Below are 12,354 nucleotides of genomic sequence, written 5' to 3'. Positions count from 1 at the left end.
GTTAGAGCGGTAAACTCCTGTCTTCGAACCGAAAAGGGAGTCTCGGATGAGCCTGGCAGCGTTGGCGATGATGATGGCGGCGCAAGGGGGCGGCGAGCCGCTGCCGTCGAAAACCGATATCCCGAACGATTTTTCGACCGTCATTTGCCCGACCGAGGCGGCAGCCCGCGAGATGCTCGGTAGCTATTATGGCGTCCAGTCGGCGCCGCGTAATCACACGATCGATACCGGCCTGTTTTTCAAGGGACTGGCGGCGACCGGCTGTACGCAAAACAGCCCCGATGCAAAATCGACGATCACGATTCAGCAGGCCCTGCACCGCCGGACGCTGGCGCTCGCGCCGGGGCGCGAAACCTATCTCGTCTATCGCGGGGTAAACGCAAGCGGAGCCCGGGTCGTCGGAATCGTCGACGAGACAGGCAACACCAGGCATCCGCGCACCGAATTCGAGCGCTGGCTTGCTGAGTTCATGCCCGATGGCGTGCTGAACCACGATCCGGCGACGATGGACAAGCTCTATCTCTGCTCGACGGTCGAGGGCGCGCGGGCGGCCGTCCGCGCCATTCCGGCGAAGGGCAGCGAGGCTACGCGCACCGCGGCATTCACCAAGGCGCGAACCGCCAATTCTTGCCGCGAGGCGGCCGCCGGACGTTACAAGATCACCGCGCGCTACGAGAACCGAACGATTTCATGCGGGTTCGAGTGCGAAGACGTCTGGAACGCGCTCGCGGCGACCGACGCGCGCGGGCGCGCGGTCGCACTGATCTTCGACGGCTCGCATTTCTGATGCGCGGTCACCCCAGCCGCGTCTTGAAATCCTCGTAACCGAATTCGCGGATCAGCTTCAGTTCGTCGGTTTCGCTGTCCCACAGCCAGATCGACGGCAGCGGGACGCCGTTGAAGGTGTTCGTCTTCACCATCGAATAATGCGCCTGATCGAGGAAAGCGAAGCGCTGGCCTATGCGAGCGCCGCCAGGCAGGCGGTAGTCGCCGATGACGTCCCCCGCGAGGCACGACGGGCCGCCGAGGCGGACGGGCATACCCTCGTCACCTTCGCCCAGCATCGCGGGGCGATAGGGCGCTTCGATCACGTCGGGCATGTGGCAGGTCGCCGAAATGTCCGTGATACCGATCGGCATGCCATTGTCGAACAGGTCGAGTACCTCGCCGACGAGGATGCCGGCGTCGAGCGCGATCGCCTCGCCGGGTTCGATCATCACGTCGCAGTCGGTCGCGGCGCGGACCTGCTTCAGGAAGGCGATCAGATCGTCGACCTGATAATCGGCGCGCGTCACATGGTGCCCGCCGCCGAAGTTGATCCACTTGAGCTGGTTGAAGAAGGGGCGCAGCATCGGTTGCACCGATTCCCATGTCCGCTGGAGCGGCGGAAAATCCTGTTCACAAAGGCTGTGCATATGGATGCCGTCGATCCCCTCCATATGTTCGGGAAGGAGCTGGGTGACCGGGAAACCGAGGCGGCTGCACGGCGCGGCGGGATCATATTTGGCAACCTCGCCTTCGCTGTGCATCGGGTTGATGCGGAGGCCAATGTCGAAGCTCGCACCCTTGGCGCGGAGGTCATCAAGTAGCGGACGAAAGCGCGCGATCTGACCCGGCGAATTGAAGATGAGATGGTCGGAGAGCGCCGCGATCTCGGGCAGGTCTGCTTCCTTGTAGCCCGCGCAATAGGTCGCGACTTCGCCGCCATATTCGCCGTGGCCAAGCCGGGCTTCATAGAGGCCCGACGCACACACCCCATCGAGATATTCGGCAACCACCGGCCCCAGTGACCACATCGAAAAAGCCTTGAGCGCGGCGAGCACGCGCGCGCCCGACGCATCGCCGATGTGGCGGAGCACCGACAGATTGGCGCGCACTTTGGCGGCATCGACGACAAAGGCGGGAGAGGGCACGCTTGTCAGGTCGAAGCGGGCAAAGGCTCCGGGATCGCCGGCACGGGTTTCCATGTCGCTGTATATTCCTGTCAGACCGCAATTGGTCCCTTGAAGATGAAGAACGCCCCCGCCGCAATCAGACCGAAGCCGACGAGATGGTTCAAGGTCAGCTTCTCACCGAGCCAGAAGACCGCGAACCCGGCGAATATGATCAGGGTTATGACTTCTTGCAAGGTCTTGAGTTCGGCGGCGCTGTAAACGCCGTAGCCGATGCGGTTTGCGGGGATGACGAGGCAATATTCGAAAAAGGCGATTCCCCACGCGATCAGCACCGCAAGCCAGATCGGGCGTGACACCGCGCCGAGCTGTCCATACCAGGCAAAGGTCATGAAGATGTTCGATACGAACAGCAGGCCAATCGGCGCGAGATAGGCGGTCATTTGGGGTCTTTCGTAAGCGGCAAAGCGTCACGCTTTGCGCCGAACCCGGACGCCGCACAAGCTCCTCTCAAAGATGGCCCGACCTGTCTCAACGGACAGGTCGGAATGGACTTCACTGGCGTCAGAAATCGAGCGGACCGTCCAATTCCTTCACCTGCCACGGCAGGCCATGCTTGTTCAGCATCTCCATGAAGGGGTCGGGATCCATCTGTTCCATGTTGAACACCCCGTCGCCGCTCCACGTGCCCGTGACCATCATCGCCGCGCCGATCATCGCGGGAACGCCGGTGGTATAGCTCACCGCCTGATTGCCGGTCTCGGCATAGGCGTCCTCGTGGTCGCAGATATTGTAGAGATAGAGAGTCTTTTCCTTGCCGTCCTTGCCCAGGCCGGTCGCGATGACGCCGATGTTGGTCTTGCCCTTCGTCGTCTCGCCGAGGCTCGACGGTTCGGGGAGCACGGCCTTCAGGAACTGCAGCGGGACGATCTCGCGGCCTTCGTAAATCACGGGGTCGATGCGCGTCATGCCGACATTCTGCAGCACGGTCAGGTGGGTGATATAGGCTTCGCCAAAGGTCATCCAGAAACGGATGCGCTGGATTTCGGGCAAGTGGGTTTTGAGGCTTTCGATTTCCTCATGATACATGAGGTACATCGTCTTCTCGCCCACGGCTTCGAAGTCGAATTTCTGCTTCACCGACATCGGCGGGGTTTCGACCCAGTCGCCATTTTCCCAGTGACGCGCGACCGCGGTCACTTCGCGGATATTGATCTCCGGATTGAAGTTGGTCGCGAAATGCTGGCCATGATCGCCGCCGTTGCAATCGAGAATGTCGAGCGTGTCGATGCGGTCGAAATGATGCTTCTTGAGCCAGGTCGTGAACACGCTCGTCACGCCCGGATCGAAGCCCGAGCCGAGCAAGGCCATCAGGCCGGCGTCCTTGAAGCGGTCCTGATACGCCCACTGCCAATGATATTCGAACTTTGCCTCGTCGCGCGGTTCATAGTTGGCGGTGTCGAGATAATGCGCGCCGGTCGACAGGCACGCCTCCATGATCGTGAGGTCCTGATAGGGGAGCGCGAGGTTTACCACATGCGTTGCGCCGATCTGGCGGATCAGCGCCGCGGTCGCATCGATATGGTCGGCATCGACTTCGGCGGTCTGGATCGTGACGCCGGTGCGTTGCTTCACCGAGTCGGCAATCGCGTCGCACTTAAACTTGCGGCGGCTGGCCAGCGTGATGTCGGGAAAAACATCGGGGTTCATCGCCATCTTGTGCACCGCGACCGAACCGACGCCGCCTGCGCCGATCACCAGAACCTTGCTCATGTGAAAAATCTCCTGCGCCTAGCTATGCGGCTTGTCTTGTATGCCCGGCCCTATAGGACGAAGCGATGACACAGCAAAGCCCCGAAGCCCTGATCGACCCGCGCCGTGCACCCACGCTCGCAGGGGTCGAACGCGCGGCGGCGAAAGTCGCTGCATTGCTGCCGCAAACCCCGCTGCTGCCGCTCGAAATCGAGGGCCGGACAATCTGGTGCAAAGCCGAGTGCCTGCAGCCCGTCGGCGCGTTCAAGATTCGCGGCGCGTGGCACCGCCTGACCGACCTGAGCCCCGAACAGGCGAACGAAGGCGTCGTCGGCGTGTCCAGCGGCAATCATGCGCAGGGCGTCGCCTGGGCGGCGAAACGGCTGGGGATCAAGGCGACGATCGTGATGCCGAGCAACGCGCCGGCGATGAAGCTGGCGGCGACGCGCGGGCTGGGCGCCGAGGTCGTACTCTACGACCGCGTCACCGAATCGCGTGATTCGGTCGCGGCCAAATTACTCGAAGAACGCGGCGGGACGCTCGTCCATGCCTATGGCGATCCGTGGATCATCGAGGGGCAGGGAAGCGCCGGGACCGAAGCAAAGGCGCAGATGATGGCGCGCGGGATTGCCGGTCCCGATAAGGTCGTGGCTTGCTGCGGCGGCGGCGGTCTTTCGGCGGGCCTCGCGCTTGCGCTGCCCGATGCCGAGATCGTCGCGGTCGAGCCCGAGGGCTGGGACGATGTGACGCGCAGCCTTGCCGCCGGCGAAATCCTGTCAGTCGAGGACATGGCTTATCCCACCGAGTGCGACGCGCTTCAGACCCCCGAAACCTGGCCGATCAACTTTGCGGTGTTGCAGGCGCGCGGGGTGCGCGGTGTCGTCGTGACGCGCAGCGAGGTACGCCACGCTATGCGCACGGTGTTCGAGAAATTGCACCTCGTCGTCGAGCCCGGCGGCGCGGCGGCGCTCGCCGCGGTGCTGGCGGGTAAGGTGCCGTTGACCGACGCGACGCTCGTCACCCTGTCGGGCGGCAATGTCGATCCGTTGAAATTCGCGGAGATTATCACCGAATAGGCTGGCGGAAACTTATCCGCCGGCATGCGTTTGGACGGGGAAGGAGAAGCATGATGCAGAAGAGTGTAATTTTGGCGAGCGCCGCGGCGCTGGTGCTGCTGGCAGGCTGCGAAAAGGCCGAGGCGCCCGCACCGACGCCGACCGATGCAACGACGACCGAGGTTCCGGTCGAGACTATGCCGCCCGAAGGCGCCGAGGCGACCGATCCCGCAACCGCGCCGCACCGCTTCGCAAGCTGGGCAGGCAAATGGACCGGGGTTGAGGGCATGTACGCCACGATCACGCCAGGCGAGCCCGGCAAATATAAGCTCGAGATGCAGTCGGACCTCGACACCAAGGGGACTTATGACGGCGAAGACAGCGAACATGGCATCAAGTTCAAGCGCGGCACCGAAGAACTGAGCCTGCGCCGCGGAAACGGCGACGAAACCGGCCTCAAATACCTCGCCGGCAAGAAGGAATGCCTGATCGTCAAGGAAGGCGAGGGCTATTGCCGCGACTGAAGCCACTCCGGCGACACATGTTTTTGATGTTGTCGCCGGACTGTCATCGAACCGGCACGGGAATGGCATGAAAGCCTGTCATGGGCGGCCCCGGATCAACATTCCGGGGAACCCGTTCGCATGGCAAGCCTACCTAATCGCAAGATCGCCGCCGCCGTCGTTCGCGAGGACGGCGAACAGAAGCAGCGCCTGCTCGACCGCGCCTTTGCGCTGGCCTTCAAAGGTCTTGTTTATGCCCAGATCTGGGAAGATCCCGTTGTCGACATGGAGGCCCTGGCGATAAAACCGGGCAACCGAATCGCGACGATCGCGAGCGGTGGCTGCAATGTCTTTTCCTATCTGACGGCTGACCCCGCCGAGATCATCGCGGTCGACCTCAACACGGCGCATGTCGCGCTGAACAACCTCAAGCGCGTGGCGATCCAGCGGCTGCCCGATCACGGCAGCTTGCACCGCTTTTTCGCCGATGCCGACAATGAAGCGAACATTGCCGATTATCGCGCCTTCGTTCGCCCGCATCTCGACGAGACGAGCCGACGTTATTGGGAAGGCCGCGACCTTATCGGCCGTCGCCGGATCAACGGCTTTGCGCACGGACTCTACAAGCGCGGACTGCTTGGCAGCTTCATCGGGCTCGCCCACCTTGTCGCGCGCATTCACCGCATCGATCCGCGCGAGTTCCTCGCGGCGAAAACCATCGAGGAACAGCGGGCAATCTTCGAGGCGAAATTCGCGCCCTTCTTTGACCGGAAGTTCATTCGCTGGATCACCGACCAGCGTTCGTCGCTCTTCGGACTGGGCATCCCGCCCGCGCAATATGACGCACTGGCGGACGGCAAGCCGATGGCCGACGTGCTGCGTGCCCGACTCGCAAAGCTGACTTGCGACTTCCCGCTCGAGGATAATTATTTCGCATGGCAGGCGTTCGGGCGCGGCTATGGCAAGGGTGCCGCGGCGTCGCTGCCGCCCTATCTCCAGGCCGACAATTACGACGCCGTTCGGGCGCGCGCCGAGCGGGTGACGATGCTCCACGCGAACATGACCGACATGCTCGCTGCCGCCGATGCCGCAAGTTTTGATCGCTATATCTTCCTCGATGCGCAGGACTGGATGAGTGACGCGCAATTGACCGCGTTGTGGAGCGAGGTCACGCGCACCGCACGTCCCGGCGCGCGTGTCCTGTTCCGAACCGCTGCCGAACCGAGCCTGCTGCCGGGCCGCCTTTCCGATGACCTCCTGAAACGCTGGGATTATCGCGCGGCGGACTCGCTCGATTACACGCGGCGCGACCGGTCGGCGATTTATGGCGGGGTCCATCTCTATATCTTGAAAGACTGATCGATGACCGGGTGGGAGGGGCACGCCGAACGCATGGACGACGTCTATCGCGGTCAGCGACATATCTACGACCTGACGCGCAAATATTATCTGCTCGGTCGCGACCGACTGATCGACGAACTGACGCCGCCGGTCGGCGGCCATGTGCTAGAAATCGGCTGCGGCACCGGGCGCAACCTGATCGCCGCCGCGCGCTGCTGGCCCGGCGCGCATTTCCATGGGATCGATATTTCGGAAGAGATGCTGAAATCGGCACGCACCGCCATCGCCCGCGCCGGGCTGAATCGGCGCGTGACGGTCGCGCGCGGAGATGCAACGCGTTTCGACCCTAACGCTCTGTTTCGCGTCAATAGCTTTGACCGAATCTTCCAAAGCTATACGCTGTCGATGATCCCCGACTGGCAACGCGCGATCCGCGAAGCGGTGCGCCACTTGTCGGTTTATGGGTCGCTGCATATCGTCGATTTCGGGCAGCAGGAAGATATGCCCGAGTGGTTCCGCGGCGCGCTGTTCGCGTGGCTCGCGCGCTTTCAGGTCGAGCCGCGCGCGCTGCTGGTCGAAGCCGCGCGCGAGGCCGCGAACGACGTCGGCGCACGGCTCGCAGTGACGCGGCTCTATCGCGGCTATGCCTGGGCGCTGCGGCTCGACAAACGCCCGCGTTAGCCTTGCCAAGCGCGGCACCACCTGCTCCTCTCGGTGCAGGAGGAGCGATGAACGACACTATTATTCACCGAGCGGGGCGGGCCGACTTGCCGGCGATCATCGAAACGCTGGCACAGGCATTTCAGACCGACCCCGCGCTGTCGTGGATCTTGCCTGATCACGGTCACCGCCAGCGCGCGCTTTGCGGCCTGTTTCATGTGCTGGCTCCCGCCGACATGAGCGCAGGCGTGGCACTGCGATCGGGGGGCGACGAAGCCGCCTCGCTGTGGCGCGCGCCAGGGCAGGCGCATAGCGGGACGCTCGAATTCCTCCGCACCGTCGTCCCGCTCGTGGCGGCCTTCGGCACCGCCCTGCCGCGCGGGCTGAAAGTGCAGGGCAGCATCGACGCGCACCGGCCCAAGGGGCGGTTCTGGTATCTCCACTATGTCGGCGTGCGCCGCGAGCACCAGGGCAAGGGTCACGGCGGGCGGATCATCCGCGCGCAGACCGCCGTTGCGGATCGCGATAGGCTGCCGTGCTGGCTGGAGACCGCAACGCCGGAGAATGTGCCACTTTACGAGCGGCTGGGCTTCGTTACTCAGGTCGAATGGGACGTGCCCGGTGGCCCGCATTTCTGGGGTATGATGCGCCCCTTATCCTGACCGCTCAGGGCGCCGGGCGCGTCGCGGTAAAGGAAAAGGCAATGTCCACTCCCGCCGCAATCGCGTCGGTTGCGGCCCACTCACCCTGTCCGACGCCAAAGGCGGTGCGGTCGATGCGCGCGGTTCCCGCCACGCGCGCGCGGTCGCCGTCGATGCGCAGCGTGAAGCGAATCCTCGCGGGGTTGCTGGCACCGCGCAGGTCGAGCGTGCCGCGTGCTTCATATTTCTCCCCGCCGAGGTGGCGGATGTCACGCGCGGTAAAGACCGCGCTTGGATGCGCGCCGGCATCGAAGAAATCGCTGCTCTTCAGCGAATCGTCGCGCTGTCCGTCGCCGGTGTCGGCCGAGGCGAGGTCGACCGTAACGCGAATGGTCGATTTGGCGAGCTCGTCGGGGCTGAAGCGGATGGCGGCGCGCCAGCGATCAAAGCGGCCGTCGACCGCCTCGCCATTCCAGCGTGCGGTGAAGCCGAGCCGCCCGCCGGAAGCGACCGTCCAGTCGGCGAGTGGCTGGGCCGCATCATCGGGCACTTCCTTGATCGCGTCGATGGCGATCGTCTCGTCATCCTTTTTCACGGGAGCGACGGCAGTCGTGGTCGGGGTGACGGCGACCGGCGGCGGCACTTTTTCCGCGGCGGGCCGTGTCCGTTCGGGATAGATGGTCTGACCGGCGGCAAAGGCGACCCCGACGAGCGCCAGCGCGCCGATAGCGGCCCCCGCCGCCTTGCCGCGCGCAAAGGGGATCATTCGCTGCAGTTCGGGCTTGCCGAGCAGCCACTGGTGACGAAGCGCGCCCGCGATATGGAGCGCGAACAATCCGATCGCGAGCCACGCCATCGCGCCGTGGATGCTCTCCGCCGGTTCATGCCAGCTGCGGCCGACGGGCAGGTGCGGCCAGGGGATAATCCCGTAGAGCAACGTCGGCACCTGAACGCGCGCGGTCGAAACGAGCAGCCATCCCGTGATCGGCCCGAGGATCATCACGAGATAGAAAAGCCAATGCACCGTGCTCGCGAGCGCGCGCGTCCATGCGGGGCCGTCGGAGGCGGGTGGACGCGATGTGAACAGGCGCGCGGTAAGGCGCGCGAAGCTGAGCAGCAGGATCGTGATGCCGACCGATTTATGCAGCTGGTAGCGCGCGAACAATTCGGGGCTGTTGTTCCCCTCGAGGGCCCAGCCGAGCGCGATCTGGAATGCCAGCAGCAGCGCGATGAGCCAGTGAAGCGTGATGGCGGTATAGCTATAACGTTGTGCTGGCATGACAATCTTTCGCGATGGCGAAGGGACAAGATTCGCAAGCCATCCTATCGGGTTGCCCCTATCTTGTCGAAGGGATGCCGCTTTGGCATGCGGTGAGGAATCCGCATTTCCTCAGAGCAACAAGCCCAAAAACACGAGAAGCGCGGCCGCAGCGATCACGGCCAAGCCTGACAAGCATCCCGTTCGCCGACTATCGGGAATCTCTGCGGCCGATTGAACGGCCATGACCAACAGCTCCAGCGGATGAGACATCCAGTCGCCTATTAATCCTCGAAACCGACGAACCGCACCGCCTCGTCGACGCTCTTGCGGTTCGACACCACCGTATTGGCCGGAAAATCGGCGTCGGGCCAGCCCATCGCGACGCAGATCATGATGACCTGATCGTCGGAGATGCGCGCATGCTTGCGAACCACGGGGCTTTGCATGATGCCCTGGCTATTGATGACGCAGCCGAGCCCGCGTGACCAGGCGGCGTTGACCAGCGCGTTCGTCACCGCACCGCAATCGAAAGGCGCGATGTCGCTGCCGAGCAGCACGCGGTCATAGGTCACGACGACGCTGACCGGCGCATCGAACTGGCGAAAACCGCGCAGCACCCAGTCCTGCCGCGCGTCCTTGTCGTCGCGTGCGATGCCCATCGCGCCGAAAAGCTGTTTCGCAATCTCGATCTGGCGCGCGCGATGATCGTCGGCGATGCCGTCGAAACGGCGGAACTCGCGACTGTCGGGCTTGCCCCCAAGGATGCCGTCGGTGTTGCCTTGCCGGATCGCCGCGAGCGGATCGCCGGTAACGACCGAGAAATTCCAGCACTGATTGTTGAACGACGAGGGCGCGCGCATCGCGACCTCTAGGATTTCCGCGATCAACGCTTTCGGAACGGGCTTGTCGAGGAAGCCGCGAATCGAGCGGCGTCCGACGACGACGTCATCGTAACTGGATGCGCCCGTCACGCCGCCTTCTGAAGCTGCAGTTCGAGCCGGTCCCAGATCTCGACGAGCGCCTCGGTCAACTCGCGCATCATCGCCTCGTCATGCGCCGGCCCGGGGGTGAAGCGCAGGCGTTCGGTGCCGCGCGGCACGGTCGGGAAATTGATCGGCTGAACATAGACGCCATATTCGGCGAGCAATATGTCGCTGATCTTCTTCGCGCGCACAGGGTCGCCGACCATCAGCGGGACGATATGCGTCGTCGAATCCATCACCGGAAGGCCGGCGTCGCGGAAGCTCTGTTTGAGGTAAGCCGCCGCTTCCTGCTGCGCGTCGCGCTCGACGCTCGACGATTTGAGGTGACGCACGCTGGCGAGCACGCCCGCGACGAGCACCGGCGACAGGCTGGTCGTGAAGATGAAGCCGGGCGCGTAGGAACGGATCACGTCGATGATATTCTTGTCGGCAGCGATATAGCCGCCCATCACGCCGAACGCCTTGCCCAACGTACCCTCGATGATGGTGATGCGATCGGCCGCTTCATCACGGTCCGAAATGCCGCCGCCGCGCGGGCCGTACATGCCGACGGCATGCACTTCGTCGCAATAGGTGAGCGCGTTATATTTGTCGGCGAGGTCACAGATTGCGTGGATAGGGGCGATGTCGCCGTCCATCGAATAGACGCTTTCGAAGGCGATCAGCTTCGCCGCGTCGGGATCGTCGGCGGCGAGCAGTTCCTCGAGATGCGCCAGGTCATTGTGGCGCCACACGCGCTTTTCGCAGCCCGAGTTGCGGATACCCGCGATCATCGACGCATGGTTGAGCTCGTCCGAATAGATGATGCAGTTCGGCAGCAATTTGCCGAGCGTGCCGAGCGTCGCTTCGTTCGAAATATAGCCCGAAGTAAAGAGCAAAGCGCCGTCCTTGCCGTGCAGGTCGGCAAGCTCATGTTCGAGGTCGATATGATAATGCGTGTTGCCGCCGATATTGCGCGTCCCGCCCGAACCCGCACCGACGTCGTGCAGCGCATCTTCCATCGCTTCGACGACCTTGGGATGCTGGCCCATCGCAAGATAGTCGTTCGAGCACCAGACCGTAATCGGCTTGGGCCCGTTGTGGCCGGCAAAACAGCGCGCGTTGGGAAAGGCGCCGCGGTTGCGCAGGATGTCGATGAAGACGCGATAGCGTCCTTCCTCATGCAACCGGTCGATGGCCCGAGCGAAAATATCGTTATAGTTCACGTTTAAGCCCCGCAGTCAGGTGCCTGTTCAGGTCTTTGGACGCCGCTCCCTCCGGCGGCACTTAACAGCGGCCCAATAACGCCGAATCTAGCCGAAATCCAGTGCGAACGATTCGCAACTTATAGGACAAATTGTCCTAACAAATTGCCTTGTCAGATCGTCTCGATCGTCCCGATGCCATAAGGCGCCAGCGCAGCTAGCGGCGGCGGCGGGCGATCTTCGCTGCGGGTGAAAACGGCGATACCGGGCGATGCCGCCGCGGGCCACGCCTGGCCGGCGGTCAAATGCGCGATGCGCCGCGCGATCCCAGCCGCGCCGTCGATCAGCCGGACCTCGGGTCCGACGGCCGCCTGCAATTCCTGCTCCAGCAAAGGGAAATGCGTGCAAGCGAGGACGATGACGTCCATCGCGTCGCCGCCGGGCTGATCGCGCAGTCCCGCGACCGCGCGCGCAATAATCGCGGGGTCGATCGCTTCGCCGCGCAGCTTGGCCTCGGCGCCGGTGACGAGGCCGGGGCTGCCGTGGCGCAGCACAGTTTTGCCGCTCGCAAAGCGCGCGCTGAGGTCGTCGACATAGGGCTGGCGCACCGTCGCCTCGGTCCCGAGGACGCCGATGACGCCGCTTTTGGTGAGTTCGGCAGCGGGCTTGATTGCAGGGACCGTGCCGACGATCGGCAGGTCAAGTGCGGCGCGGACATGCGCAAGCGCTATCGTCGAGGCCGTGTTGCACGCGATCACCGCGAGGCGCGGCTGGTAGCGTTCGAAGAGGCGCCCGAGCAGCGCGGGAACACGCGCGGCAAGCTCGGCTTCGCTTTTCTGACCGTAAGGCAGGCCGGCGTAGTCGGCGGCATAAACGATCGGCGCGGTCGGCAGCAGCGCGCGCGTCGGCCCGAGCACCGTGAGACCGCCAAGGCCGCTATCGAAGAACAGGATGGGCGCGTCGGGCGCAGGGGGGTGCATGTGTGTAGCCTAGCAGGCAGGACCGGCCGTCATCAAATCCATTTTGGCGGTCACGCGATCCAAATCAATTGATTGCATCGTCCAACATCGCCACAACGGGGC

General features: G+C 63.7%; 13 protein-coding genes. 6 read left to right on the top strand and 7 right to left on the bottom strand.

The window, feature by feature from the left end; all coding sequences use genetic code 11:
* The first annotated feature begins 46 nt into the window (after positions 1 to 46).
* Complete coding sequence (locus SKP52_RS08910; RefSeq protein ID WP_039574065.1) at positions 47 to 787, top strand: hypothetical protein; 741 nt, start codon at positions 47 to 49, stop codon at positions 785 to 787.
* Positions 788 to 794: 7 nt separating this feature from the next.
* On the opposite strand, the gene SKP52_RS08905 is transcribed toward SKP52_RS08910, so the two are convergent.
* The 3 genes from SKP52_RS08905 to SKP52_RS08895 all read right to left on the bottom strand — a co-directional run bounded on the left by SKP52_RS08905 (position 795) and on the right by SKP52_RS08895 (position 3,665).
* Positions 795 to 1,967 (bottom strand): carboxynorspermidine decarboxylase, encoded by a 1,173-nt coding sequence (locus SKP52_RS08905; protein ID WP_039574063.1) that lies wholly within the window; start codon positions 1,965 to 1,967, stop codon positions 795 to 797.
* Between the two features lie 17 nt (positions 1,968 to 1,984).
* Complete coding sequence (locus SKP52_RS08900) at positions 1,985 to 2,335, bottom strand: DMT family protein (RefSeq protein ID WP_039574060.1); 351 nt, start codon at positions 2,333 to 2,335, stop codon at positions 1,985 to 1,987.
* Positions 2,336 to 2,456: 121 nt separating this feature from the next.
* On the bottom strand, positions 2,457 to 3,665 hold the full coding sequence (locus SKP52_RS08895) for a saccharopine dehydrogenase family protein (RefSeq protein ID WP_039574057.1): 1,209 nt from the start codon (positions 3,663 to 3,665) through the stop codon (positions 2,457 to 2,459).
* 65 nt (positions 3,666 to 3,730) lie between these two features.
* On the opposite strand from SKP52_RS08895, the gene SKP52_RS08890 reads away from it, so the two are divergent.
* The 5 genes from SKP52_RS08890 (at position 3,731) to SKP52_RS08870 (ending at position 7,865) form a co-directional block, all read left to right on the top strand.
* Positions 3,731 to 4,720, top strand: a complete 990-nt coding sequence (locus SKP52_RS08890; protein WP_039574053.1) for a threonine ammonia-lyase — start codon at positions 3,731 to 3,733, stop codon at positions 4,718 to 4,720.
* 50 nt (positions 4,721 to 4,770) lie between these two features.
* A complete protein-coding gene (locus SKP52_RS08885; RefSeq protein ID WP_228383875.1) occupies positions 4,771 to 5,223 on the top strand; it encodes a hypothetical protein in 453 nt (150 codons plus the stop codon).
* Between the two features lie 120 nt (positions 5,224 to 5,343).
* Positions 5,344 to 6,561, top strand: a complete 1,218-nt coding sequence (locus SKP52_RS08880) for a DUF3419 family protein (RefSeq protein ID WP_039574049.1) — start codon at positions 5,344 to 5,346, stop codon at positions 6,559 to 6,561.
* A 3-nt stretch (positions 6,562 to 6,564) separates the two neighbouring features.
* The gene (locus SKP52_RS08875) at positions 6,565 to 7,224 is read left to right on the top strand and encodes a class I SAM-dependent methyltransferase (protein ID WP_039574046.1); all 660 of its coding nucleotides are present in this window, start codon (positions 6,565 to 6,567) and stop codon (positions 7,222 to 7,224) included.
* A gap of 47 nt (positions 7,225 to 7,271) precedes the next feature.
* Positions 7,272 to 7,865, top strand: coding sequence for a GNAT family N-acetyltransferase (locus SKP52_RS08870; protein WP_081997273.1), 594 nt, complete (start codon positions 7,272 to 7,274; stop codon positions 7,863 to 7,865).
* 4 nt (positions 7,866 to 7,869) lie between these two features.
* On the opposite strand, the gene SKP52_RS08865 is transcribed toward SKP52_RS08870, so the two are convergent.
* The 4 genes from SKP52_RS08865 to murI form a co-directional block, all read right to left on the bottom strand.
* Positions 7,870 to 9,123 (bottom strand): YceI family protein, encoded by a 1,254-nt coding sequence (locus tag SKP52_RS08865; protein ID WP_039574042.1) that lies wholly within the window; start codon positions 9,121 to 9,123, stop codon positions 7,870 to 7,872.
* Between the two features lie 263 nt (positions 9,124 to 9,386).
* Positions 9,387 to 10,076 (bottom strand): nitroreductase, encoded by a 690-nt coding sequence (locus SKP52_RS08860; RefSeq protein ID WP_039574039.1) that lies wholly within the window; start codon positions 10,074 to 10,076, stop codon positions 9,387 to 9,389.
* Positions 10,073 to 11,293, bottom strand: a complete 1,221-nt coding sequence (gene hemA / locus SKP52_RS08855) for a 5-aminolevulinate synthase (RefSeq protein WP_039574036.1) — start codon at positions 11,291 to 11,293, stop codon at positions 10,073 to 10,075. Before hemA ends, SKP52_RS08860 begins: the two co-directional genes overlap by 4 nt.
* 152 nt (positions 11,294 to 11,445) lie before the next feature.
* Positions 11,446 to 12,252: a glutamate racemase gene (gene murI, locus SKP52_RS08850; protein WP_039574032.1), complete on the bottom strand. Its 807-nt coding sequence runs from the start codon at positions 12,250 to 12,252 to the stop codon at positions 11,446 to 11,448.
* Positions 12,253 to 12,354: the final 102 nt, after the last annotated feature.

The organism is Sphingopyxis fribergensis (assembly GCF_000803645.1).
Classification (GTDB): Bacteria; Pseudomonadota; Alphaproteobacteria; order Sphingomonadales; family Sphingomonadaceae; genus Sphingopyxis; species Sphingopyxis fribergensis.
The sequence above is the reverse complement of the archived record's forward strand: the minus strand, read 5'-3'. Positions and strand labels throughout refer to the sequence as shown.

What these genes read in the sequence shown, in the direction of transcription:
- SKP52_RS08895 (WP_039574057.1), bottom strand. Translation starts at nt 3,665, where the DNA reads ATGAGCAAGGTTCTGGTGATCGGCGCAGGCGGCGTCGGTTCGGTCGCG.
- SKP52_RS08865 (WP_039574042.1), bottom strand. Translation starts at nt 9,123, where the DNA reads ATGCCAGCACAACGTTATAGCTATACCGCCATCACGCTTCACTGGCTC.
- SKP52_RS08910 (WP_039574065.1), top strand. Translation starts at nt 47, where the DNA reads ATGAGCCTGGCAGCGTTGGCGATGATGATGGCGGCGCAAGGGGGCGGC.
- murI (WP_039574032.1), bottom strand. Translation starts at nt 12,252, where the DNA reads ATGCACCCCCCTGCGCCCGACGCGCCCATCCTGTTCTTCGATAGCGGC.
- SKP52_RS08885 (WP_228383875.1), top strand. Translation starts at nt 4,771, where the DNA reads ATGATGCAGAAGAGTGTAATTTTGGCGAGCGCCGCGGCGCTGGTGCTG.
- SKP52_RS08900 (WP_039574060.1), bottom strand. Translation starts at nt 2,335, where the DNA reads ATGACCGCCTATCTCGCGCCGATTGGCCTGCTGTTCGTATCGAACATC.
- SKP52_RS08905 (WP_039574063.1), bottom strand. Translation starts at nt 1,967, where the DNA reads ATGGAAACCCGTGCCGGCGATCCCGGAGCCTTTGCCCGCTTCGACCTG.
- SKP52_RS08880 (WP_039574049.1), top strand. Translation starts at nt 5,344, where the DNA reads ATGGCAAGCCTACCTAATCGCAAGATCGCCGCCGCCGTCGTTCGCGAG.
- SKP52_RS08875 (WP_039574046.1), top strand. Translation starts at nt 6,565, where the DNA reads ATGACCGGGTGGGAGGGGCACGCCGAACGCATGGACGACGTCTATCGC.
- SKP52_RS08870 (WP_081997273.1), top strand. Translation starts at nt 7,272, where the DNA reads ATGAACGACACTATTATTCACCGAGCGGGGCGGGCCGACTTGCCGGCG.
- SKP52_RS08890 (WP_039574053.1), top strand. Translation starts at nt 3,731, where the DNA reads ATGACACAGCAAAGCCCCGAAGCCCTGATCGACCCGCGCCGTGCACCC.